Source organism: Pseudomonas sp. P1.31, from assembly GCF_001269815.1.
In the GTDB taxonomy this organism is placed as follows: Bacteria; Pseudomonadota; Gammaproteobacteria; order Pseudomonadales; family Pseudomonadaceae; genus Aquipseudomonas; species Aquipseudomonas rustica.
On record NZ_LHVN01000008.1, the window covers coordinates 91,490 to 115,825 of the forward strand.

At 59.0% G+C, this 24,336-nt stretch carries 20 protein-coding genes; 12 read left to right on the forward strand and 8 right to left on the reverse strand.

Translation table 11 applies throughout. The features are described 5' to 3' along the window. The first annotated feature begins 29 nt into the window (after positions 1-29). Together cysK and AD669_RS06945 are read left to right on the forward strand one after the other, a co-directional pair. Entirely contained in the window at positions 30-1,004 is a 975-nt protein-coding gene (gene cysK, locus AD669_RS06940) for a cysteine synthase A (RefSeq protein ID WP_053118134.1), read from the forward strand. Between the two features lie 183 nt (positions 1,005-1,187). Next, positions 1,188-2,126, forward strand: a complete 939-nt coding sequence (locus AD669_RS06945) for an aspartyl/asparaginyl beta-hydroxylase domain-containing protein (RefSeq protein WP_053118136.1) — start codon at positions 1,188-1,190, stop codon at positions 2,124-2,126. Between the two features lie 256 nt (positions 2,127-2,382). On the opposite strand, the gene AD669_RS06950 is transcribed toward AD669_RS06945, so the two are convergent. Then, positions 2,383-2,928, reverse strand: coding sequence for a hypothetical protein (locus tag AD669_RS06950; RefSeq protein WP_053118138.1), 546 nt, complete (start codon positions 2,926-2,928; stop codon positions 2,383-2,385). A 446-nt stretch (positions 2,929-3,374) separates the two neighbouring features. Here AD669_RS06950 and AD669_RS06955 point away from each other — a divergent pair, with 446 nt between their 5' ends. Further along, a complete protein-coding gene (locus AD669_RS06955; protein WP_053118140.1) occupies positions 3,375-4,238 on the forward strand; it encodes a DMT family transporter in 864 nt (287 codons plus the stop codon). 121 nt (positions 4,239-4,359) lie between these two features. On the opposite strand, the gene AD669_RS06960 is transcribed toward AD669_RS06955, so the two are convergent. After that, positions 4,360-5,268, reverse strand: coding sequence for a DMT family transporter (locus AD669_RS06960; RefSeq protein WP_053118142.1), 909 nt, complete (start codon positions 5,266-5,268; stop codon positions 4,360-4,362). 220 nt (positions 5,269-5,488) lie between these two features. Between AD669_RS06960 and aceK the strand changes: the two genes are divergently transcribed. The 5 genes from aceK to AD669_RS06985 all read left to right on the forward strand — a co-directional run bounded on the left by aceK (position 5,489) and on the right by AD669_RS06985 (position 13,738). Next, positions 5,489-7,210, forward strand: coding sequence for a bifunctional isocitrate dehydrogenase kinase/phosphatase (gene aceK, locus AD669_RS06965; RefSeq protein WP_053118144.1), 1,722 nt, complete (start codon positions 5,489-5,491; stop codon positions 7,208-7,210). 167 nt (positions 7,211-7,377) lie between these two features. Next, entirely contained in the window at positions 7,378-11,289 is a 3,912-nt protein-coding gene (hrpA, locus tag AD669_RS06970) for an ATP-dependent RNA helicase HrpA (RefSeq protein ID WP_053118146.1), read from the forward strand. Between the two features lie 390 nt (positions 11,290-11,679). After that, positions 11,680-12,801, forward strand: a complete 1,122-nt coding sequence (locus tag AD669_RS06975; RefSeq protein WP_053118148.1) for a beta-ketoacyl-ACP synthase III — start codon at positions 11,680-11,682, stop codon at positions 12,799-12,801. A 95-nt stretch (positions 12,802-12,896) separates the two neighbouring features. After that, the gene (locus AD669_RS06980; RefSeq protein WP_053118150.1) at positions 12,897-13,511 is read left to right on the forward strand and encodes an RNA polymerase sigma factor; all 615 of its coding nucleotides are present in this window, start codon (positions 12,897-12,899) and stop codon (positions 13,509-13,511) included. Then, positions 13,505-13,738 carry an anti-sigma factor gene (locus AD669_RS06985; RefSeq protein WP_053118152.1) on the forward strand — a complete coding sequence of 78 codons (234 nt, stop codon included), beginning with the start codon at positions 13,505-13,507 and terminating at the stop codon, positions 13,736-13,738. The genes AD669_RS06980 and AD669_RS06985 overlap by 7 nt, the downstream gene beginning before the upstream one ends. 149 nt (positions 13,739-13,887) lie before the next feature. Here the strand turns inward: AD669_RS06985 and AD669_RS06990 are convergent, their stop codons facing one another. Then, entirely contained in the window at positions 13,888-15,210 is a 1,323-nt protein-coding gene (locus tag AD669_RS06990) for a putative porin (protein WP_053118153.1), read from the reverse strand. 283 nt (positions 15,211-15,493) lie between these two features. On the opposite strand from AD669_RS06990, the gene AD669_RS06995 reads away from it, so the two are divergent. After that, positions 15,494-16,618, forward strand: coding sequence for a GNAT family N-acetyltransferase (locus tag AD669_RS06995; protein ID WP_053118155.1), 1,125 nt, complete (start codon positions 15,494-15,496; stop codon positions 16,616-16,618). A 109-nt stretch (positions 16,619-16,727) separates the two neighbouring features. Here AD669_RS06995 and aqpZ read toward each other — a convergent pair whose 3' ends face one another. The 5 genes from aqpZ to AD669_RS07020 form a co-directional block, all read right to left on the reverse strand. Continuing rightward, positions 16,728-17,423 (reverse strand): aquaporin Z, encoded by a 696-nt coding sequence (gene aqpZ, locus AD669_RS07000; protein ID WP_053118157.1) that lies wholly within the window; start codon positions 17,421-17,423, stop codon positions 16,728-16,730. A 281-nt stretch (positions 17,424-17,704) separates the two neighbouring features. After that, positions 17,705-19,537 carry an ABC transporter ATP-binding protein gene (locus AD669_RS07005; RefSeq protein ID WP_053118159.1) on the reverse strand — a complete coding sequence of 611 codons (1,833 nt, stop codon included), beginning with the start codon at positions 19,535-19,537 and terminating at the stop codon, positions 17,705-17,707. 88 nt (positions 19,538-19,625) lie between these two features. Then, positions 19,626-20,189 (reverse strand): peptidylprolyl isomerase, encoded by a 564-nt coding sequence (locus AD669_RS07010; RefSeq protein WP_053118162.1) that lies wholly within the window; start codon positions 20,187-20,189, stop codon positions 19,626-19,628. Positions 20,190-20,192: 3 nt separating this feature from the next. Continuing rightward, a complete protein-coding gene (locus AD669_RS07015) occupies positions 20,193-20,996 on the reverse strand; it encodes an alpha/beta fold hydrolase (protein WP_053118164.1) in 804 nt (267 codons plus the stop codon). A gap of 14 nt (positions 20,997-21,010) precedes the next feature. Beyond that, a complete protein-coding gene (locus AD669_RS07020; RefSeq protein ID WP_008086429.1) occupies positions 21,011-21,934 on the reverse strand; it encodes a LysR family transcriptional regulator in 924 nt (307 codons plus the stop codon). Between the two features lie 49 nt (positions 21,935-21,983). On the opposite strand from AD669_RS07020, the gene AD669_RS07025 reads away from it, so the two are divergent. The 3 genes from AD669_RS07025 (at position 21,984) to AD669_RS07035 (ending at position 24,309) form a co-directional block, all read left to right on the forward strand. Beyond that, positions 21,984-22,298 (forward strand): hypothetical protein, encoded by a 315-nt coding sequence (locus tag AD669_RS07025; protein ID WP_053118166.1) that lies wholly within the window; start codon positions 21,984-21,986, stop codon positions 22,296-22,298. A gap of 231 nt (positions 22,299-22,529) precedes the next feature. Then, positions 22,530-23,129 carry an FMN-dependent NADH-azoreductase gene (locus tag AD669_RS07030; protein ID WP_053118168.1) on the forward strand — a complete coding sequence of 200 codons (600 nt, stop codon included), beginning with the start codon at positions 22,530-22,532 and terminating at the stop codon, positions 23,127-23,129. A 322-nt stretch (positions 23,130-23,451) separates the two neighbouring features. Next, on the forward strand, positions 23,452-24,309 hold the full coding sequence (locus tag AD669_RS07035; protein ID WP_053118170.1) for a carboxylate/amino acid/amine transporter: 858 nt from the start codon (positions 23,452-23,454) through the stop codon (positions 24,307-24,309). Positions 24,310-24,336 lie beyond the last annotated feature (27 nt).

The following is a 24,336-nucleotide window of genomic DNA, read 5'->3' on the forward strand; positions in this document are numbered from 1 at the left end:
TGAATTCAACGCTGCATAAGGACCCAGCCATGAGCCGTATTTTTGCTGACAATGCCCATTCCATCGGCAACACGCCGCTGGTGCAGATCAACCGTATTGCGCCGCGTGGCGTGACCATTCTGGCCAAGATCGAGGGGCGCAACCCCGGTTATTCGGTGAAATGCCGGATCGGTGCCAACATGATCTGGGACGCCGAAAGCAGCGGCAAACTCAAGCCCGGCATGACCATCGTCGAGCCGACCTCGGGCAACACTGGCATCGGCCTGGCCTTCGTAGCCGCCGCTCGCGGTTACAAATTGATGCTGACCATGCCGGCCTCGATGAGCATCGAGCGCCGTAAGGTGCTCAAAGCATTGGGCGCTGAACTGGTGTTGACCGAACCGGCCAAGGGCATGAAAGGCGCGATCGAAAAAGCCGCTGAAATCGTGGCCAGTGATGCCGACAAATATTTCATGCCAGCGCAGTTCGATAACCCGGCCAACCCGGCCATTCATGAAAAAACCACCGGCCCGGAAATCTGGAACGACACCGATGGCGCTGTCGACGTATTGGTGGCCGGCGTCGGAACCGGCGGAACCATCACCGGTGTTTCGCGGTATATCAAGAATACCCAGGGCAAACCGATTCTCTCCGTGGCCGTGGAGCCGGTGTCCTCACCGGTGATCACGCAAGCGCTGGCCGGTGAAGAGATCAAGCCGAGCCCGCACAAGATTCAGGGTATCGGCGCAGGTTTTGTGCCGAAAAACCTCGATCTGTCGATGGTAGACCGGGTTGAGTTGGTGACTGATGATGAGTCGAAAGCCATGGCCCTGCGTTTGATGCAGGAAGAAGGGATCTTGTGCGGGATCTCCTGCGGTGCAGCGATGGCGGTTGCCGTGCGTCTGGCGGAGACCCCGGAGATGCAGGGCAAGACCATCGTCGTGATCCTGCCGGACTCAGGCGAACGTTATCTGTCGAGCATGTTGTTCAGCGACCTGTTCACCGAGCAGGAGAATCAGCAGTAATCTGGATTGATTCAGGTCAGCCAAGGTTCAGGATCGTTATGTTAATAAGCGCTTTATTGCGCATTGCTTAACACTGAATCTTGGAATGGACGGGTTTTTCCCGACGCCGGTAGTGTTTATCATGGCCGGCTGCCATGCCGGGTAAATGGCATCGCAGCGTCGTTTTTTATCAAGGAGTTGTGGATGACCGTTTCGTTTGCCGCCAAGGCGTTTGTGCTGTTGCTGTTTCTCGGCAGCACGCTCTATGTGCATTTGCGCGGCAAGGCGCGTTTGCCGGTACTGCGTCAGTTCGTCAACCATTCGGCGCTGTTCGCTCCGTACAACGCCTTGATGTACATGTTCTCTGGCGTGCCGTCGAAGCCTTATCTGGATCGCAGCAAGTTTCCAGAGCTGGACGTGTTGCGCGACAACTGGCAAACCATCCGCGACGAAGCCATGCACCTGTTCGACGAGGGCTATATTCGCGCCGCCGAGAAGAACAACGATGCCGGTTTCGGTTCGTTCTTCAAGAAAGGCTGGAAGCGTTTCTACCTCAAGTGGTACGACAAACCGCTGCCTTCAGCCGAAACCCTGTGCCCGAAAACCGTGGCGCTGGTCAGTGCGATTCCGAATGTAAAAGGCGCGATGTTTGCGTTGCTGCCGGGCGGTAGTCACCTCAACCCGCATCGCGATCCGTTTGCCGGCTCTCTGCGTTATCACCTCGGCTTGTCGACGCCTAACTCGGACGATTGCCGGATCTTCGTCGACGGTCAGGTTTACGCCTGGCGCGACGGTGAAGACGTGATGTTCGATGAGACCTACGTGCACTGGGTTAAAAACGAAACCGAGCAAACCCGCGTCATTCTGTTCTGCGACGTCGAACGTCCGCTGAAAAACCGCTTCATGACTCGCATCAACCGTTCGATCAGCGCCTGGCTCGGCCGCGCGACTGCGCCGCAGAACCTCGATGATGAACGCGTGGGCGGGATCAACCAGGCTTACGCCTGGAGCAAGAACTTCAGCGACAAATTCAGCGGCGTTGTGAAACAGTGGAAGCGCCGTAATCCAAAGGCTTACCGTGTGGCACGACCGGTATTGGCGGTAGTGGTGTTGACGTTGTTGGGGTATTGGTTGTTTGGCTGAGGCTGGATATTGAAATGAAAAAACCGCTCTTTGGGAGCGGTTTTTTATTGGAAAACTTACAGGCGACCTGCTGCGAGTACACTCGGCTCTTCTGTGTCAGTACCGGTTTCCAGTAATTTCAGAAGCCGGTTTTGGCTTGCAGTCAGAAGCACCTCTCCAGATTTTTTGCTGCGGGGAAGAGATCCCTTTCTAGTGGGAGCCTTTTTCTCGGATTTGCTCATGTTTCCACCACTATTGATCGTTATTTGAACAGTTTTCACGATACTCGGTTCTCTAGGTTTTTTACAAGGCGGCCCTGAGAATCGAAGTCAAAGCCGAGTTTTTGATAATGTGAAACCGCACCCTTCAAAGGCTCCTGGATTTCGAGAATATTGCTTCCAAGGAATTGGGCATATTGTTCGATTGCGATCAACGCCAATGCACCGATACGGTTTTTCAACGGATGTTTTTCTCTAGGGCGTCCTTCCAGACGCACAATTCGTATTCTTTTCCTGCTGGCGTTTGGATTTGCAAAGCACAGTCCGCAAAGCTGCTCTTCGTGCCAGATCGCTATGTCGAGAGACAAGGGTTCCCGGGCTTTCCATTCAACGACTTCACACCACGCGAAGTGCTGATCTTTCCAAAGTCGTGACGCTTCCACTGCTTGCTGATTGATCGGTTCGAAACGAACTTTTGATAAATCTATGAGAGTCGATTCATTTTGCGCCGGTTGAAGCTGTAACCGGGCGGTGACGATAGCGGCCTGCTTTCTGGCTTGTGATCGATACAACTGATATCGCAAAGATGTCCGTTCCTTTGGCATGTGATTCCGTGCATTCCTTGTCCTCCATGGATGGGTGCTGCCATTGCAATTCAGCCTAAGCGTCTCCAATCCACCTGTCGCTAGCGGCCATTCGCCCAAGTCATTGCAATCCATGTCATACGCTGGTTATATTCAGCCCCACGTGAGCCAACCGACTTACGTATCCATTCAAAAAGATCAGCCCCAATGCCTGCATCCCTCATCAACGCGGTAGTCGATTCAGCGGTCAACGCTGGCGTCGTGCCGTGCGGGAATCAGCAGCCAAGGCAGATCAGTCATTACCCCCCACCTGTCAGTAGCACGCCGGTGTGCGCAGTCGTATCACCGCCGGGCGTTGGCGTTTCGGGCTGATCAGCGTTTTTGCTGCCCCCCGTGCCCGCCTGAAAAAACCTACTGAATTTCAGCCTCGGCTGAGTTGGCTATTTGCCTGACTACAGGTGGTATTCATGTTTGTCCTTTCGAAAAAATCCGCGCTCGCGGCGGCGTCCACGAGCCTGTTCGTTCTGCTGTGGAGCAGCGGGGCGATCTTCTCCAAATGGGGGCTGGCGCACGCGTCACCCTTTGCCTTTCTGCTGATACGTTTTGCGATTGCCTTGTGCGGGCTGGTACTGCTGGCGCCGTTGCTCAAGTTGAAGTTGCCCAAGGGCGGCAAGCCGATGCTGTATGCGATTGCCACGGGCGTGGTGTTATTGGGGGCTTATCAGATTTTCTATCTGCTGGCCCTGAACACCAAAGTCACACCCGGCGTGATGGCCACGATCATGGGCGTGCAGCCGATCCTCACCGTGGTGCTGATGGAACGTCAACGCTCAGCGAGCCGCTTGCTCGGCCTGGCGCTGGGGCTGGCCGGTCTGATCATGGTGGTTTATCAGGGCATCGGTCTGGCCGGGATGTCCTGGGCGGGAATGCTCTTCGGGTTGCTGGCGTTGGCGAGCATGACGCTCGGTTCGATCATGCAGAAGCGCATCACCGACAATCCCCTCGGCACGTTGCCGGTGCAGTACCTCGCCGGGCTGTTGCTGTGCGGGATTTTTGTGCCGTTCCAGCCGTTTCATTTTGAACACAGCGCAGGGTTTTTCCTGCCGGTGTTGTGGATGGGGCTGGTGGTGTCGGTGCTGGCGACGCTGTTGCTGTATCGGCTGATTGCGCAGGGCAATCTGGTGAACGTCACCAGCCTGTTTTATCTGGTGCCGGCGGTGACGGCGGTGATGGATTACCTGATTTTCGGTAATCGGCTGGCGGCGTTGAGTGTGCTGGGGATGCTGCTGATCATTGTTGGGTTGGCGTTTGTGTTTCGTAAAACGGGGTAACAGAGAGTCAGGTGGCGGCTGTTCGGCCGCCAATCGCGAGCAGGCTCACTCCTACAGGGGGATGCATTCCAATTGTAGGAGTGAGCCTGCTCGCGATAGCCTTTTCTGCACCAGCACAAATCTACCGGGCCGGTACCTCCGCCGGCTTAACCACCGCAGGCTTCAACACCAGCCACAACGCCGCCGCAATCAGCACGCCGCCATAAATGTGCGCCATCGACAGCGGCTCATCCAGCAGCAACGCCCCCCACAACACGCCAAATGGCGGAATCATGAAGGTCACGGTCATCGATTTCACCGGGCCGATCGAGCTGAGCAGGCGGAAATAAATGATGTACGCGAACGCCGTGCAGCCCAGACCCAGACCGAGCAGCGACAGCCAGACATGCCAGCCGCCCCAACTCACGGGTGGCTGGGTTGCCACGCTGTAGCCAAACAGCGGCAGCAGGAACAATGTCGCGCCGAGCATACTGCCCAGTGCCGATAATCGACTGTCCAGTCCGCCGGCCTGATCCAGCCAGCGCCGCGCAAGAAACCCGGCAAAGCCATAACAGGTGGTCGCCAGCAGGCAGGCGACGGCGCCCATCAACAATTGCAGATCGAATGCCACCGGCCCTGCGCGCGTCAGCACGCCAACCCCAAACAGTCCGAGGAAGACGCCGCTCAACTTGGCGACGGTCAATCTTTCACTGAAGAACAATCCGCCAATCAACACGCCCATCAACGGCGTGGTGGCGTTGAAAATCGCCGAGTAACCGGCCGGCAGCACTTGCGCGGCAACCGAGTACAGCGTCGCCGGAATCCCCGAGTTGATTACGCCGAGCAGCATCACGGTTTTCAGTTTGCCTTTGAAATCCCAGCTGATGCGCATCAAACCGAGGATCACCAGCAGACCGACGGCAGCGATCGATACGCGAAAAAACGCGGTCGGAATGGTCCCGATCACGGGCGCAATCACGCGCATGAACAGGAAACTCGCGCCCCAGATGGCTGCCAGCGACAACATACGGAAAATATCGACAGGGCTCACGGCGGGGCTCCTTCCTTGATCGGGACGAGAGTGTTGCCGAGGCCCCGGATCATGGCAACCGCTAATCGGACATTTAATTTCCTGCAGCCGCCGCTTACACGCAGAAAACCGTACGCGGTAACAACCGGAACGGCATTTGGCCGAAATTGCACTTCACCTGTGCCCGCAACCGTGGCTAAGCTCAGGCACAGATTTCCAAACGTACGCCGAGGTCTCATTTATGCCGCAGCAATGGCCAGCCACCGACATCGCCCGCATGATCCTCGATGGCTTTGACGATTACCGCGAGCATTTCCGCCGAATCACTGACGGCGCGCGCGAGCGTTTCGAACAGGCGCGCTGGCAGGAGACGCAAACGGCGTCGGCAGCGCGGATCAACCTCTACGAAGAAAAGGTCGGCGAGACAATCGCCCGCCTGCGCGAGCATTTCGACGACGACACACTGATGAACGTCAGCTGCTGGCCGCTGGTGAAAAGCGCCTACATCAGTGTTATCGACCTGCGCTTCGACGATGAACTGTCCGAGACCTGGTACAACTCGATTTTCTGCGGGTTGTTCAGCCACGATCTGATCAGCGATGGCTGCATGTTCATTCACACCACACGCCCGAGCCTGCGCCGTGCCCGCGCCGCGCAAACCCGTACCTACAAACCGCAAGGGCAGTTATCGGGGATGCTCGCGAGCATTTTTGCCGATTACCGTTTCAGCGAAGACTACGCCGATTTATCGGGTGACCTGCAGCGCCTCGAAGCGCAACTGCGTGAGAACCTGCCGGACTGGGTGTGCAAGGATCCGGAGCTTAGCGTCGAGCTATTTTCCTCGGTGCTGTACCGCAACAAGGGCGCGTACCTGGTCGGGCGCATCTACACCCGCGACGAACAATGGCCGCTGGTGATTCCGCTGCTGCACCGCGAAGGGCGCGGGATTCAGATCGATGCGTTGATCACTGACGAAGCCGACGTGTCGATCATCTTCTCCTTCACCCGTTCGTACTTCATGGTCGATGTGCCGGTGCCGGCGGAGTTTATTGGCTTCCTGCGGCGCATTTTGCCCGGCAAACACATCGCTGAGCTGTACACCTCGATCGGCTTTTACAAACACGGCAAATCCGAGTTTTATCGCGCGCTGATCAATCACCTGGCCAATACCGACGATCAATTCATCATGGCTCCCGGCGTGCGTGGCATGGTCATGAGCGTGTTCACCCTGCCGGGCTTCAACACCGTTTTCAAAATCATCAAAGACCGCTTTTCGCCCTCGAAAAACGTCGACCGTGCGACGGTGATCGAGAAGTACCGACTGGTGAAAAGCGTCGACCGGGTAGGGCGTATGGCCGATACCCAGGAATTCGCCGATTTCCGTTTTCCACTGACCAAGTTTGATCCAGCCTGCCTTGAGGAGTTGCTCGAAGTGGCAGCGTCGACGGTATCGGTTGAGGGCGACACCGTGCTGATCCGCCACTGCTGGACCGAGCGGCGAATGACCCCGCTTAACCTCTATCTGGAAAACGCCAACGACGCGCAAGTGCGCGAGGCGCTGGAGGATTACGGGCTGGCGATCAAACAACTGGCGGCGGCGAACATCTTTCCCGGCGACATGCTGTTGAAGAACTTTGGCGTTACCCGTCATGGGCGCGTGGTGTTTTATGACTATGACGAGATCTGTTTCCTGACCGAAGCTAACTTCCGACACATTCCTGCGCCGCGCACGCCGGAGGATGAAATGGCCTCTGAACCGTGGTATTCGATCGGGCCGCTGGATGTGTTTCCGGAAGAATTTCCGCCGTTTTTGTTCGCTGATTCGGGGCAACGCAAGTTGTTCGATCAGCTGCATGGCGAGTTGTATAACGCGGATTACTGGAAGAGCCTGCAGGAGGCGATTCGCGCCGGCAAAATCATCGACGTCTTCCCGTACCGCCGCAAAGGCCTGGACAACGAATAACTCCTCTGTAGGAGCTGCCGAAGGCTGCGATCTTTTGATTTTGCTTTTAAAAAAAAAGATCAAAAGATCGCAGCCTTCGGCAGCTCCTACCGGGGAAGCAGGCCAATCGAAGGCAAATCTGCGACAATCCGCCCCCTGCACAAATAGACGACCGAATTGCGTACCCGATGACCGACGAATCGCCCTCCATCGACAAACTGCTGAAAAACCTCGAACACGCCATGCTCGCCGACCGTCACCGGCTGCGGCGGCAGTTGCTTGAGCTGCGCAAGAAACCTGATGAGGCCAAACTGGCCCAGTGGGTGACGCGCATGCAGGCGTCCTGTGATCAGGTGCTGGCGCGCAAGGCCAGCCTGCCGGTGATTCGTTACGACGACAGTTTGCCGATCGCCGCCAAGCGCGACGAGATCAAGAAAGCGCTGGAAAAGCATCAGGTGCTGATCATCGCCGGCGAAACCGGTTCGGGTAAAACCACGCAATTACCGAAAATCTGTCTGGAGATCGGTCGCGGTCAGCACGGCTTGATCGGCCACACCCAGCCGCGTCGAATCGCTGCCCGCAGTGTGGCCAGTCGGGTTGCCGAAGAACTCGGCACGCCGCTCGGGTCGCTGGTCGGCTATCAGGTGCGTTTCGAAGATCAGAGCGATTCCAACACCCTGATCAAGCTGATGACCGACGGCATCCTGCTCGCGGAAACCCAGAACGATCGCTACCTCGAACGCTACGACACGATCATCGTCGACGAAGCCCACGAACGCAGTCTCAACATCGATTTCCTGCTCGGTTACCTGAAAACCCTGCTGCCGCGCCGCCCGGATCTGAAAGTCATCATCACCTCGGCGACCATCGATCTGGAGCGCTTCTCCAGGCACTTCGACGACGCGCCGATTGTTGAAGTCTCCGGCCGTACCTTCCCGGTCGACACCTGGTATCGCCCGCTGACGCTGGAGCAGGACGAAGAGGGCAACCGTGTCGAGGATGACCTGACGGTGGATCAGGCGATCCTTGCCACCCTCGACGAAATCGCCGCTTACGAACGCAGCGAACGCCGCAGTCCCGGCGATGTGCTGGTGTTCCTGCCCGGCGAGCGCGAGATTCGTGACGCTGCCGACATGCTGCGCAAAGCCCAACTCAAACACACTGAAATTCTGCCGCTGTACGCGCGCCTGTCGCCGGCCGAGCAGCAGCGGATTTTCCAGTCGCACCCGGGCCGTCGCGTGGTGCTGGCGACCAACGTCGCCGAGACTTCGCTGACCGTACCGGGCATCCGTTACGTGATCGACAGCGGCACCGCGCGCATCAGCCGTTACAGCTACCGCGCCAAGGTGCAGCGTCTGCCGATCGAGGCGATTTCCCAGGCCAGCGCCAACCAGCGTAAGGGCCGTTGCGGTCGGGTCGAGCCGGGTATCTGCATTCGTTTGTACAGCGAGGAAGATTTCCTCGGGCGTCCGGAATTTACCGATCCGGAAATTCTGCGCACCAACCTCGCCGCGGTCATTTTGCAGATGCTGCATCTGCGCCTCGGCGAAATCACCGCGTTCCCGTTTATCGAGCCGCCGGACGGCAAGGCGATCAGCGACGGTTTCAACCTCCTGCAAGAACTCTCGGCGGTGGATCGCAACAGCCAGTTGACCCCGCTGGGTCGCCAATTGGCGCGTCTGCCGGTCGACCCGCGCATGGGTCGCATGCTGCTTGAAGCGGCCAAGCTCGGCAGCCTGCAGGAAGTACTGATCGTCGCCAGTGCCATGTCGATTCAGGATCCGCGCGAGCGTCCGCCGGAGCGTCAGCAAGCTGCAGATCAAGCCCACGCGCAGTGGAAAGACATCGACTCGGATTTCGCCGGATTGGTGAATCTTTGGCGTGGCTTCGAAGAACAGCGCCAGGCCCTGACCGCGAGTCCGCTGCGCAACTGGTGCCGGAAGAATTTCCTCAACTACCTGCGTCTGCGCGAGTGGCGCGATTCCCATCGCCAGTTGAGCTTGATCTGCCGCGACATGCAGTTGAGCCTGAACAAAGAGCCGGCGGATTATCCGAAGCTGCACAAAGCCGTGCTGGTCGGTCTGCTCAGCCAGATCGGCCAGAAAACCGAGGACGGCGATTACCTCGGCGCGCGGCAGCGACGTTTCTGGATTCATCCGTCGTCGGGCATCGGCAAGAAGCGTCCGCAATGGTTGATGACCGCCGAACTGGTGGAAACCACCAAGCTTTACGCGCGCATGGTCGCCAAGATCGACGCCGACTGGATCGAACCGCTGGCCGGGCACTTGATCAAGAAAAACCACTTCGAACCGCACTGGGAGAAGAAGCGCGGCCAGGTCGTCGCGTTCGAGCAGATCACCCTGTTTGGATTGATCGTGGTCGGTCGTCGCCCGGTGCATTACGGCCCGGTGGATCCAGTGGTTTCGCGTGAGCTGTTTATCCGCGAAGGTTTGGTGCGCGGCGAGATTCAGTCGAAAGCCAAGTGCCTGACCGCGAACAAACAACTGCTGGAACAACTCGACGAACTCGAAGCGAAGGCCCGTCGTCGCGACATTCTTGCTGACGAAGAAACCCTCTACGCCTTCTACGACGCACGCCTGCCAGCGGAGATTCACCAGACCGCGACCTTCGACAGTTGGTATCGCATCAATAGCCAGAAAGATCCGCAGCTGTTGATCATGCGCGAAGAAGACGTGCTGGCCCGTGAGGCCAGTGAAGTCACCGCGCTGCACTACCCGGACACGCTGCACATCGGCGATCTGGAACTGGCGCTGACCTATCACTTCGAACCGAATCACCCGCGAGACGGCGTGACCTTGCGGGTGCCGGCGCCGCTGCTGCCGATGCTGCCGCCGGAGCGTCTGGAGTGGCTGGTGCCGGGGCTGATCGAGGCCAAGTGCATCGCCCTCGTGCGTAACTTGCCGAAAGCCTTGCGCAAGAACTTCGTGCCGGTGCCGGACTTCATCAAGGCTGCGTTGCAACGCATGACCTTCGCCGAGGGTTCTTTGCCGCAAGCGCTGGGCCGTGAGCTGTTGCGCATGACCGGCGCGCGGGTCAGCGATGAAGCGTGGGCGGAGGCCGAGCAAGGCGTCGAAGGGCATCTGCGGATGAACCTGGAAATCGTCGACGGCCAAGGCAAATTCCTCGGTGAAGGACGTGATCTGGCCGAGCTGACCGCGCGTTTTGCCGAGGCCAGTCAGGCCGCGTTAGCGGTGCCGCAGAGTGCGAAAAGTCAGCAACCGGTAGAGGCGAAAGTCTTCGCACCGGTCGCGGAAAAGACTCAACAGAAGATTGCCGGGTTGTCGATGACGGTGTATCCGGCGCTGGTCGAAGAGGGCGGCACGGTCAAGGAAGGGCGTTTCTCGACCCCGGCCGAAGCCGAATTCCAGCATCGTCGTGCGTTGCAGCGTTTGTTGATGCAGCAACTGGCCGAGCCGGCGAAGTTTCTGCGCAGCAAGTTGCCGGGGCAGACTGAGTTGGGCTTGCTCTATCGCGATTTGGGCCGGGTCGATGCGCTGGTCGAAGACATTCTGCTGGCCAGCCTCGACAGCTGCATTCTTGAAGGCGAAGACCCGTTGCCGCGTGACGGCGCCGGTCTGGCGGCACTGGCTGAGCGCAAGCGCGGCGGTTGGACGGAGCACGCTGAACGTGTGGCGCGGTTGACCCTGGAGATTCTCAAGCTGTGGCACGGTTTGCAGAAACGCTTCAAAGGCAAGATCGACCTGGCCCAGGCCGTGGCACTGAACGACATCAAGCAGCAGATTAGTAACCTGGTGTATCCGGGGTTCGTGCGCGAGACGCCGATGCAGTGGCTGAAAGAAATCCCGCGTTACCTGAAAGCGGTAGAGCAGCGTTTCGAGAAACTTGGCGCGCAGGTGCAGAAGGATCGCGTCTGGAGCGGCGAACTGGCCGGTCTCTGGGCGCAATATCAGGCTCGCGCCGCCAAGCATGCACAGGAAGGCAAACGCGATCCGCAGCTTGAGTTGTACCGCTGGTGGCTGGAGGAATACCGGGTTTCCCTGTTCGCCCAGCAGTTGGGCACGAAAACCCCAATCTCCGACAAACGCCTGAGCAAACAGTGGAACCAGGTAGAACCCTGATCTGGCGTAATCCCCCGATACCTTGTGGCGAGGGGATTCATCCCCGATCGGCTGCGAAGCAGTCGCCAAACCAACACACTCGGTAAGACTAATGAACCGAGGTGTCAGGTTTTGGGGCGGCTTCGCCACCCATCGGGGATAAATCCCCTCACCACAAGGGCTCACTCCTACATGGGGGAGCGGTGTTGTGCTTGAGAAAGGCGCCAAATCCCTGCGTTTATGGCAAACTTCGCGACCATAAACGCCGGTTTCGCGACCCAGAGCCTTCGGCCGTGTCGCGTGGCGGAATAAAACGATGCCAGGTTTGCGTCCCCCGGATGGGAATAGACCCTTTGTGTGTTGGTACGACGGTTCCAGCACTTTCTGCCTGAACAGATTAGAGAAACGACCATGCATAACGTCGTCATCAGCGGCACCGGCCTGTACACCCCGGCCAACAGCATCTCCAACGAAGAGCTGGTGCAGTCTTTCAATACTTACGTCGCGCAGTTCAACGCCGACAACGCCGAGGCCATTGCCAACGGCGAAGTCCAGGCCCTGACCGAATCCAGCGCAGCCTTCATCGAAAAAGCTTCGGGCATCAAAAGCCGCTTTGTCATGGACAAGGACGGCATCCTCGATCCGCAACGCATGGCCCCGCGCCTGCCCGAGCGTTCCAACGACGAATGGTCGGTGCTCTGCCAGATGGCCATCGGCGCAGCCGAACAGGCCCTGCAACGCGCCGGCAAAACCGCCGCTGACATCGACGGCGTGATCGTCGCCTGCTCCAACCTGCAACGCGCCTACCCGGCCATCGCCATCGAAGTCCAGGAAGCCCTGGGCATTCAAGGCTTCGGTTTCGACATGAACGTCGCTTGCTCCTCGGCGACCTTCGGCATTCAGGCCGCCGCCAACAGCGTGCAACTGGGCCAGGCCCGGGCGATCCTGATGGTCAACCCGGAAGTCTGCACCGGTCACCTGAACTTCCGTGACCGCGACAGCCACTTCATCTTCGGCGACGCCGCGACTGCGGTGATCATCGAACGTGCGGACACCGCCACCTCCAAGCACCAGTTCGACGTGGTCAGCACCAAACTGCTGACCAAGTTCTCCAATAACATCCGTAATAACTTCGGCTTCCTCAACCGCGCAGCAGAAGAGGGCGTCGGTGCCCGCGACAAGCTGTTCGTGCAGGAAGGCCGCAAGGTGTTCAAGGATGTCTGCCCGATGGTTGCCGAGTTGATCGGTGAGCATCTGCAGGAGAACCAACTCAACGTTGGCGACGTGAAGCGCTTCTGGCTGCACCAGGCCAACCTGAGCATGAACCACCTGATCGTGCGCAAACTGCTCGGTCGCGAAGCTACCGAAGAAGAAGCTCCGGTGATTCTCGACACCTACGCCAACACCAGCTCGGCGGGTTCGGTCATCGCGTTCCACAAATATCAGGACGATCTCGCCGCCGGTTCGCTGGCCGTGCTGAGCTCGTTCGGTGCCGGTTACTCAATCGGCAGTGTGATCCTGCGTAAACGTTGATCACGCCTTAAAGATCGCCGCCTGCGGCAGCTCCTGCACTGATCCCCGTAGGAGCTGCCGCAGGCTGCGATCTTTTGCTTTCAGAGAGGTAATGCATGGCCGCAACGGACGACACCCAACTGCTCGAACGCCTGCTGGCCGGTGAGCAGAAGGCTTTCAAGGAACTGGTCAGCACCTATCAAAGCGCCATGCGCGCCGTGGCCTATGCCATCGTCGGCCAGCGTCACGTCGAAGAAGTGGTGCAGGACGCCTGGCTTTCCGTGGTTCGCCATATCGGCACCTTCGAAGGTCGTTCCAGCCTGAAAACCTGGCTGCTGACCATCACCGCCAATTCCGCCAAAAGCCGCTACAAGCAAAATCGCCGCGAAGTGCTGATGGATGACTTGCCGTCACCCCACGGCAGCATCGACGACGACCGCTTTTCCCCCGGTGACGGCCATTGGCTGATCGCCCCGTTCGCCTGGCACCAGGACACCCCCGAAGCACTGCTCACCGAAGGTGAATTGCGCGACTGTCTTGAGCACACGTTGCTCAGTCTGTCGGAGCTGCAAAGCAGTGTTTTGCTGCTGCGCGAACGGCAGGGTCTGGAGCTGGAAGAGATCTGTAATCTTCTGGAGATCTCGCTCTCCAATGTCCGTGTGCTGCTGCATCGGGCGCGGCTGAAAGTCTTCGCCACGGTGGAGCATTTTGAGGAGACCGGCGAATGCTGACCTGTAAAGAACAAGTGGCGCGCTCCAGCGATTATCTCGATGGCCAGTTGAGCTTCCGCGAGAAACTGATGGTGCGTCATCACCTGATGTTCTGCCCCAATTGCCGCCGCTTTATTCGGCAGATGCGCTTGATGCAGGCCACGTTGAAGGCGATGCCGGAAAAACCGGAGGAGGGCGTTGATTCCTTGGCCGAACGCCTCGCCGAACAACGCCGCAAAGACCTGTAGGAGCTGCCGAAGGCTGCGATCTTTTGACCTTGATAAACAAGATCAAAAGATCGCAGCCTTCGGCAGCTCCTACAAGGGAGTAGCGCAGTGCGGGTGAAACGAACGGATGATGGGGATCGTCCCGCCCGCACCGGGCTAAATTGACGCGGTTAGAACTTGGCTTCGGCATCCAGTTGCAGGGTGTTGGTGTCCGCGTCACGCTGAGTACGGCTGGCGAAGTCGGCCTTGGTCAGGAAGTACGTGGCACCGATGGCGAAGTTCTTGTCGATGTCGTAACCGACCTTGAACTTGTGGCCACGCGAGCCGGTGGTGCCGTTGGCGAAGTCGGAGTCGGTGAAGGCCCCCACCACGGCGTCGCGCTGCACATCACGGTAGTTGTAATCGAGGTTGAAACCGAAGACTTTCGACTTGGCGCCGATCAGCCAGGCGGTGTCCGCGTCGGTCACGGCGTCGTTGTTTTTCACGTACTGACCGTAGAACGACAGAGGCATTGCCAGACCGCCGATGTCGAGTTGGCTGAACCCTTCATACAGACGGAATTCGTTGTTCGCCGAGTTGCCGTTGACCGACAGCGCGCAAGGAGTGGACGTGCCTGTGCAGCGGCTGTCTTCGTCGTTCTGGTAGGCGTAAACGCTGCCGCCGACGGTCAGTTTCAGGTTGTCGGTGATCGCCAGACGGCTACCCAACTGGCCGGCGGTCAGACGCAGGTCGTGACGGAACTGCACGCCTTCGCCATCGACGTTGTCCTTGAGGGTGTAGTTGCCCAGGCTGCCGAACAGTTCGGCGGTGCTGCCCAGTGGGTATTTGTAAGTAACGGCCAGACCTTCCGGGTTGATGTCGCCATCCCAGATCACATCGCCCATGCTCACCCACGGTTGCAGCATCTTGCCGCCGATCACGTGCAGGTTCTTGATCTGATCGGGGTGGTAATCGATGTAGCCCAGGTCGAGCCAGATCTGCTTCTTGTCGAAATAGTTGTCCAGATCCTGGTTGGTCGAACGAGCGTCGTCGCCGCCGCCAGTGGCGATGCGGATGCCGGTGTCGACTTGCGGGTTGATCTCGGTGTAGGCGCCGAGGCGGGCACGGATACGCTGGCGATCCTTGTCGCGACCGCCGTTGTTGGATTCGCCGTCGATCTTGACGGTCTCCTGACGGATGCGCACGTCGCCCTTGAATTGAGTCTTCGCTGCCCACGCCAGTTTCTGATCGAAAGCGCTTTGTTCGTTGGTCTTCTTCGCGACAGCCGCGACTTGTTCATTGGTCTCTTGCTGCGCCTGCTGCGCGATTTGCTGAGCCTTCTGATCCTTGGCCAGTTCGGTTTGCAGTTCGATGTACTGCGCCTGGGAAATCGAGCCGTTGGCTTTAAGCATGTCGAGCAGTTTGGCGTCGACTGCGGCGCTGGCCGGAACACTCATGGCCAGCAACAGGCCGCCACACAGGGCCGCCGCAGTTTTCGTGGAAGCAAGACGCATAGCAATCTCCGAAGATGAAAGGGGATGGCTGAACCATCCTGGACACAACCGACGGTTGAAGGTCGGAAAACAGTGGCCGGGCTATAACCCGACGCTCTAAAAACAGGCGCCAGTATCGCGATGGTTTATGACAGTGCAGTGGCACAGTGATGGCAGGATGATGACGATGGGTGTTTGGCCGGAACGATTGATTTAGAGCGGTGTCGGCCGAAGGAGCGTGTGCAAAGCACGTCGATAAGCGATACTCGCCGGGCTTTGAAGCCCCGATGTGGAGAGCCCGTTGATGCCGTTGCAACGCCTGCAAAACCTCTCAGAAATTGCCCCGGCAAGCTGGGACGCACTGGTGCCCGAGAATCAGCCGTTTCTGCGGCATGCCTTTCTCAGTGCGCTGGAAGACAGCGGCAGCGTTGGCCCGCACACCGGTTGGCTGCCGGAGCATTTGCTGCACATCGAAGATGATCGCCTGATCGCCGCGCTGCCCAGTTACCGCAAGTGGCATTCCTACGGCGAGTACGTGTTTGATCATGGCTGGGCCGACGCCTGTGCCCGCGCCGGTATCGACTATTACCCCAAATTGTTGATCGCCGTGCCGTTCAGCCCGGTCAGCGGCCCGCGCTTGTTGGCGGCGAATGTCGAGGACGGTTTCGAACTGCTGAAAAGCCTGCCGGGGTATCTGGAAATCGAAGAGCTTTCCAGCGCGCACATCAATTTCACTGACCCGTTTACCGATGCAGCGATGGCCGAGCAACCCGGCTGGCTGCAGCGCATCGGCTGTCAGTATCACTGGCAAAATCGGGGTTATCGCGACTTTCAAGACTTCCTCGACGTGCTCGCTTCGCGCAAGCGCAAGCAGATGCGCAAAGAGCGCGAGCAAGTGGCGGGGCAGGGCTTTGAGTTTGAATGGCTGGAAGGACGTGAGCTGGATGAGGCGCAGTGGGATTTCGTTTATGCCTGCTACGCCAATACCTATGCGGTGCGTCGCCAAGCGCCTTATCTGACGCGGGAGTTTTTCAGTTTGCTCGCCGAGCGCATGCCCGAAGCGATTCGTGTGGTGCTGGCCAAGCAAGGTTCACGGCCGGTGGCGATGGCCTTCAGTCTGGTCGGTGGCGACAGTTTCTATGGGCGTTATTGGGGCTGCCTGGCCGAGTTCGATCGGCTGCATTTCGAGACGTGTTTTTATCAGGGCATGGATTATGCGATTGCCAATGGCTTTCAGCGGTTTGATGCGGGTGCTCAGGGGGAGCACAAATTGATTCGCGGGTTTGAGCCGGTGATCACGCATTCTTGGCATTACTTGCGTCATCCGGGGCTGAAAGCGGCGGTCAAAGACTTCCTCGAGCAAGAGCGCGCCGGCGTTCTCGCCTACGCCGAAGAAGCTCGAACAGCCTTGCCCTACCGCCAAACCTAGCACCCATGTAGGAGCTGCCGAAGGCTGCGATCTTTTGATCTGGCCTTTTAAAAACCAAGATCAAAAGATCGCAGCCTTCGGCAGCTCCTACACGGGTTTTGTGTTGGGCTCAGGTTTCTTCTTTGCCCAGCCAGCGGTAGATTCCGCCGCCCACCACCGCGCCTATCAGCGGCGCCACCCAGAACATCCACAACTGCGCAATCGCCCAGCCGCCCACCATCAGCGCCGGCCCGGTACTGCGCGCCGGGTTGACCGAGGTGTTGGTGACCGGAATCGAGATCAAGTGGATCAGCGTCAGGCCCAGACCAATCGCAATCGGTGCCAGTCCCGGTGGCGCGCGTCTGTCGGTCGCGCCGAGGATGATGATCACGAACATCGCGGTCATCACCAGCTCAGTGACAAACCCTGCCGCCATCGAATACTTGCCGGGAGAATGCTCGCCATAACCGTTGGACGCGAGGCCGGAGGCAATATCGAAACCTTCCTTGCCGCTGGCGATATGAGCGATCAACGCCGCCGCGAGGATCGCGCCGAGCACTTGGGCAATGATGTAAGCAGGCAACTCTTTGGCGGGGAATCGACCGCCGACGACCAGACCGACCGACACGGCCGGGTTGAGGTGACATCCGCTGATGTGGCCGATGGCGAACGCCATGGTCAGCACCGTCAGACCAAACGCCAGGGCCACCCCCAGCACGCCGATACCCAGCGGCGAAGACGCGGCGATCACCGCACTGCCGCAACCACCCAACACCAACCAGAACGTACCCAACAACTCCGTAGCTGAACGTTTCAACAGAGACATGAGAAGAGTCCTTGATAGCGCTGCTATCGAGACTGCATCGAGTTGTGCGTCCTTGCAGACTTACGACAGGCTCCGTTCCGAAGCCTTGGCTGAGTACAGCAGGGTTTTAACGGATTTCCAGCGGCCACAAAAAAACCGCCAGCGCCCGTGGTTGGCGGGCTGGGGCGGTGATCGTTCCCACGCTCTGCGTGGGAATGCCTCAAGGGACGCTCCGCGTCCAGTGACGCGGAGCGTCACGGGCTGCGTTCCCACGCGGAGCGTGGGAACGATCATTCAGTGCATCAATCGATGCCGACGAACCCCCCAGTCTGGTGCGCCCACAGCCGCGAATACAAACCGCGATGCGCGAGCAGCTCAGCATGAGTACCGCTCTCGGCGATCTTGCCGTTCTCCAGCACCACCAGCCGATCCATCCGCGCAATCGTCGAGAGCCGGTGCGCGATCGCAATCACGGTTTTGCCCTGCATCAAGGTTTCAAGACTTTCCTGAATCGCCGCTTCGACTTCCGAGTCCAGCGCCGAGGTCGCTTCGTCCATGATCAGGATCGGCGCGTCCTTGAGCAGCACCCGTGCTATCGCAATGCGCTGACGCTGACCGCCGGACAATTTCACCCCGCGCTCGCCAACGTGCGCATCGAAACCGGTACGGCCCTCGGCGTCCGACAGCAGCGGAATAAACTCATCGGCGCGCGCCTTGTGTACCGCGTCCCACAACTCGGCATCGGTCGCGTCCGGTTTGCCGTACAACAAGTTGTCGCGGATCGAACGGTGCAGCAACGAAGTGTCCTGGGTGATCATGCCGATGCGCGCACGCAGGCTTTCCTGACCGACATCGGCGATGTTCTGCCCGTCGATCAGAATGCGTCCGCCCTCGACGTCGTACAGGCGCAGCAGCAGGTTGACCAAGGTCGATTTGCCGGCGCCGGACGGCCCGATCAAACCGATTTTCTCACCGGGTTTGATGTTCAGGTTGAGGTCGCCGATGATCCCGCGCTTCTTGCCGTAGTGAAAATCGACGTGCTCGAAACGCACTTCGCCACGGGCTACTTGCAGCGGTTTGGCGTCTTCGCGATCGGTGACGCTGACCGGTTGCGCGATGGTCTGCAGACCGTCCTGCACCATGCCGATGTTTTCGAAAATGCCGGTGACCACCCACATGATCCAGCCGGACATGTTGACGATGCGAATCACCAGACCGGTCGCCAAAGCAATCGCGCCGACGGTGATCAACGATTGCGTCCACAACCACAGGGCCAACGCGGTGGTGCCGACGATCAGCAAGCCGTTCATGGTGGTAATCGCCACGTCCATGCTGGTGACCACGCGACCGGCCAGTTGCGCTTTGACGGTCTGCTCTTCGATGGCTTCCTTGGCGTAGTGCTGCTCGAAATTGGTGTGGGCGAACAGCTTCAGCGTGGCGATGTTGGTGTAGCCGTCGACGATGCGCCCCATCAGTTTCGAGCGCGCGTCGGAGGCTTCCACCGAGCGTTGTTTGACCCGTGGCACAAAGTAGTAGAGCGCGCCGATGTAGGCGGCAATCCACAGCAGCAGCGGAATCATCAGGCGCCAGTCAGCTTCGGCGAACAGCACCAGCGAGCTGATCGCGTAAATCACCACGTGCCACAGCGCATCCACCGCTTGCACCGCAGAATCACGCAGCGAGTTGCCGGTCTGCATGATGCGTTGGGCGATGCGCCCGGCGAAGTCGTTCTGGAAGAAATTCAGGCTCTGCTTAAGCACATAGCTGTGGTTCTGCCAGCGGATCATGCTGGTCATGCCGGGGCTCAGCGTCTGATGCACCAGCAGGTCGTGCAGGCCGAAAAAGATCGGCCGCAACACAAGGGCAACCACCACCATCCACGTCAGTTCGAGGGCGTGGTCGCTGAAGAAATTCGGGTTCGGCGTGCCTTGGGCCAGGTCGATGATGCGGCTCAGGTAACTGAACAGCGCCACTTCGATCAGCGCGGCAAACAGGCCAACGACGAGCAGGGCGGCGAAACTCGGCCAGACCTGTTTGAGGTAGTAAACATAGAAGGGCCAGACACGGTCTGGAGGGGACGCCGTGGGGGCGTCGCGGAATATGTCGATCAGTTGTTCGAAACGGCGATAGAGCATCAGATAACCGCCCGGAATGCGGGCTCTCCTTTTATCAGTGTGAGCGGCGCGGGATCAGCCCGGCGCCGCTCGATATGCCCTGCAGTACTCAGTCGATGCGCTTGGCCGACTTGATGATCACAGGGTCGACAGGCACGTTTTGCATGCCGCTTTTAGTGGTGGTCTGCGAGTTGACGATGATGTCGACCACGTCCATGCCCTTGACCACTTTGGCGAATACCGCGTAACCGGCGTCACGGCCCGGATCGAGGAAGGCGTTGTCGGCCACGTTGATGAAGAACTGGCTGGTGGCCGAATCCGGGTTGGAAGTGCGCGCCATCGACAGCGTGCCGCGAACGTTGTGCAGGCCATTGCTGGCTTCGTTCTTGATCGGTGCCTTGGTGTCTTTCTGTTGCATTTGTTGGGTGAAACCGCCGCCCTGAGCCATGAAGCCCGGAATCACGCGGTGGAAAATGGTGTTGGTGTAGAAGCCGCTGTCGACGTACTCAAGGAAGTTCTTGGTACTGATCGGCGCCTTGACCGGATCCAGCTCGATTTCGATCTGGCCGTTGGTGGTGTCCAGCAGCACGTGTGGCGCCTTGGCTGGCGTTGCTGCCATCAGGTTGGCGGCAAACAGAACGGTACCGGCGGCGAGGGCGAGTTTTTTCAGCATGGGTCAGTGATCCTGAGATTGAAGGTCGGCTGTGGCGAGAAACTCCAGCAGCGTTTGATTGAAGCGTTGCGGTTGGTCGAGCGGGGTGGCGTGGCGCGAATCGTCGATCACCACCAGCCGTGCATCAGGCAGCAGTTTTACATAGGTTTCTTTCAGCGCGACGGGTGTGTAGTCGCGGTCGGCGCTGACGATGAGGGTTGGACAGGTCACGCGGGAAAGTCGTTCCTGAACGCCCCAACCGACAATCGCATCGAAGCTGGCGAGATAAGCACGTTTGTCGTTTTTTGCCCAGTGTTCGGCCATTTTCTGCCGCAGATCGGCCTGTTCCGGCTTGGGAAAAAGTTTGCCGCCGAGGGCTTTGCCGATGGTTTCGAGGCTGAGCACGCGCATCAGGCTCCAGCGTTTGAACCACTGCCAGTAGTCATCACGGCTGCGCAGTTTGACCTCGGGCGCGCTGTTGACGATGGTCAGACTCTTGAGCAGCTGCGGTTGATCGACGGCGAACTGAAAACCGATCATGCCGCCCATGGACAGCCCGGCGTAATGCACCGGGCCGAGGTTCAAATGTTCGATCAGCGCAAGCAGGTCGGCGCTGAAACCGGCGATGCTGTAGCGCTCACGGGGTTTGTCCGAACGGCCGTGGCCGCGAACATCCGGAACGATCACCCGGTAGTGCGCGGCGAGTGCCGGGATCTGCATTTCCCAGTCCAGCGTGCTCGAACCGAGCCCGTGAACCAGCAGCAACGGCGTACCGTGGCCATATTCCTCGTAGTGCAGGTTGCAACCTTCGTGCTCGAAATACGCCATCGGTGGACTCCGTGTCAGGCTTGTTCAGGGGCGGCGTACGGCGCATCCAAAGGCAACGTATCGAAGGTGCGCAGCAGTTCGATGAGGATTTGCGTCGCCGGGCCCAGGGGTTTGTCTTTGTTCGAATACAGATAGAAGCTGGAGTTGCGGGTGCCGCCCCTGTCCAACGGTAGCAGCTTGAGCGAGCCATCCTTGAGTTCTCGTTCAATCATGTGCCGAGGCAACCAGGCAAAACCCAGACCGCTGCTGACAAATGTCGCGGCGGTGGCGAGGCTGCCGACCGTCCAACGCTGTTCAGCGCCGAGCCAGCCGACATCGCGGGGTTGCTGGCGGCCGGAGTCGCGGATCACCACTTGCATCTGCGTTTCCAGATCCTGAAAACTCAGTTCGCGATTGAGCCGGTGCAGCGGGTGATCGGGGTGGGCGACGGCGATGAACTCGACGTCGCTCAATTCCGCGCCGAGGTGGCCGGGAATGCTCAGGCCGGTGATGGCCAGATCGGCCACGCCTTCGAGCAGAACTTCTTCCACACCCGACAACACTTCTTCACGCAGACGCACGCGGCAACCACGGCTCTGCGGCATGAACGCGGTGAGCGCACGGACGATGCGCGCACTCGGGTAAGCGGCGTCGACCACCAGCCGCACTTCCGCTTCCCAGCCCTGCTCCATGTGATGGGCGAGGTCTTCGAGTTGGCTGGCCTGTTTCACCAGTTGCCGCGAACGGCGCAGCAACACGCCGCCGGCTTCGGTGAGCACGGCTTTACGCCCGTCGATGCGCAACAGCGGCACGCCGAGCTGATCCTGCATGCGTGCGACGGTGTAGCTCACCGACGATTGCGAGCGGTGCAGGGCCTCGGCGGCCTGGGCAAAGCCACCATGGTCGACCACGGCCTGCAATGTTCGCCATTGATCCAGGGTCACGCGGGGCGCTTTCATCAATAGCTCCTCTTGTCCTAAGCTGGCGATCCCTCATGGAGACTGCCGAATGAAAAAATTCTGTTGTGTGTTGCTGGCGCTGCTGCCGCTGACGGCGTTCGCGTACCCGATCGACGTGGAAAAGGATCTCAACGGTTTGAAGATCGACTACGAAACCTACGACACCGACAACGACATCGGCTCTATTCGGGTCGCCAACTACGGCGATGTCGATGCGACTTGCAAGGCCGTCTTCAGCAACGGCCCCGAGGCGCCGCGCACCCGCAGCATCGATGTCCCGGCCGGCAAACATAAAAACGCCACGGCCAAGTTCACCCGCTCGATCATCAAGTTGCGCATCAAACTGACCTGCGTCCCGAAATAACCCGAATCCCATTGTGGGAGCGAGCTTGCTCGCGAAGGCGTCGCGTCAGTCGATGCATTAATTGACTGATACACCGCCTTCGCGAGCAAGCTCGCTCCCACAGGATGGGTAAGTGCATCTAAACGAATTATTCGATACTTTGCAGCAATTATTTGCGCTTTTTCATCGATTCAACTCTGTTTAACCTTCACTCCATCGACTTACAACATTCTCGGATGGAGGCTACACAACATGTCCCGCGTTCTGATCATTGAAAGCAGCGCCCGCCAGCAAGACTCGGTGTCCCGTCAACTGACCCAGACCTTCATCAGCCAGTGGAAAGCTGCACACCCTGCCGATCAGATCACCGTGCGTGACCTCGCCGTGAACCCGGTACCGCATCTGGACGCCAACCTGTTGGGTGGCTGGATGAAACCTGCCGAACAGCGCAACGCCAGCGAACAATCATCGCTGGATCGCTCCAATGAATTGACTGATGAACTGCTCGCCGCTGACGTGCTGGTGATGGCTGCGCCGATGTACAACTTCGCCATCCCGAGCACCCTCAAAGCCTGGCTCGACCACGTGCTGCGTGCCGGCGTGACTTTCAAATACACCGAAACCGGCCCGCAAGGCCTGCTCAGCGGCAAGCGTGCCTACGTGCTGACCGCTCGCGGCGGCATCTACGCCGGCGGCCCGGCGGATCATCAGGAACCGTACCTGCGTCAGGTCATGGGTTTCATCGGTATCAACGACGTGACCTTCATCCACGCCGAAGGCATGAACCTCGGTGGCGACTTCCAAGAGAAGGGCCTCAATCAGGCCAACGCCAAACTGTCCCAGGTCGCTTGACAGGTTAATCGCCAGATAATCTCTGGATGGTCTAGTGACCTGGCGCAACCCCTTCAAGGTTCCACGCGCATCGAACCTCCCTTTGCACTTGTTGCTCCTGAGTGCTGTAGCCCGATTGAACGCATAGGCGAGATCGGGCTTTTTTTTGCCCGGAATTCACCTATCCCCCGTGTAGGAGCTGCCGAAGGCTGCGATCTTTTGATCTTGATTCTAAAAAAACAGGATCAAAAGATCGCAGCCTGCGGCAGCTCCTACGGGGGATTTGTGTTGGTTGCAGAATCGAAAACCGCTATCGTCGCCGCCATTCAAAACCGAGGCGAGCATGGGCTATCTACTTTTTGTCACGCTGATCCAGGCGTTTTCCTTCAGTCTGATTGGCGAGTATCTGGCCGGTCATGTCGACAGTTACTTCGCCGTGCTGGTGCGCGTGGTGCTGGCCGGACTGGTGTTCATTCCGCTGACGCGCTGGCGCTCGGTCGAACCGTCGTTCATGCGCGGCATGCTGATGATCGGTGCGTTGCAGTTCGGTGTGACCTACGTCTGCCTGTACATGAGCTTCCGCGTGCTGACGGTGCCGGAAGTGTTGCTGTTCACCATCCTCACGCCGTTGCACGTGACGTTGATCGAAGACGCGCTGAACCGCCGCTTCAACCCGTGGGCGCTGATCGCCGCACTGGTGGCGGTGAGTGGGGCGGCGGTGATTCGTTTCGACAGCGTCAGCCCGGACTTCTTCATGGGTTTCTTGCTGCTGCAATTGGCCAACTTCACCTACGCCGCCGGGCAGGTGATGTACAAACATCTGGTGGCCAAGCATCCGAGTGATTTGCCGCATTACCGACGTTTCGGCTTCTTCTACGTCGGCGCACTGGCGGTGGTGCTGCCGGCGTTCTTGCTGTTCGGCAAAGCGAATTTTCTGCCGGAAGCGCCGCTGCAGTGGGGCGTGCTGCTGTTTCTGGGACTGGTCTCGACCGCGCTGGGCATGTACTGGTGGAACAAGGGTGCGTGTATGGTCAATGGCGGCACGTTGGCGGTGATGAACAACCTGCATGTGCCGGTGGGGTTGCTGCTGAATCTGCTGATCTGGAATCAGCATGAGGAGCTGGGGCGGTTGTTCCTGGGGGGTAGCGTCATCCTTGCTGCCGTGTGGATCAGCCGCCTCGGCATCCGACGCACCGCATAATCCCCGTAGGAGCTGCCGAAGGCTGCG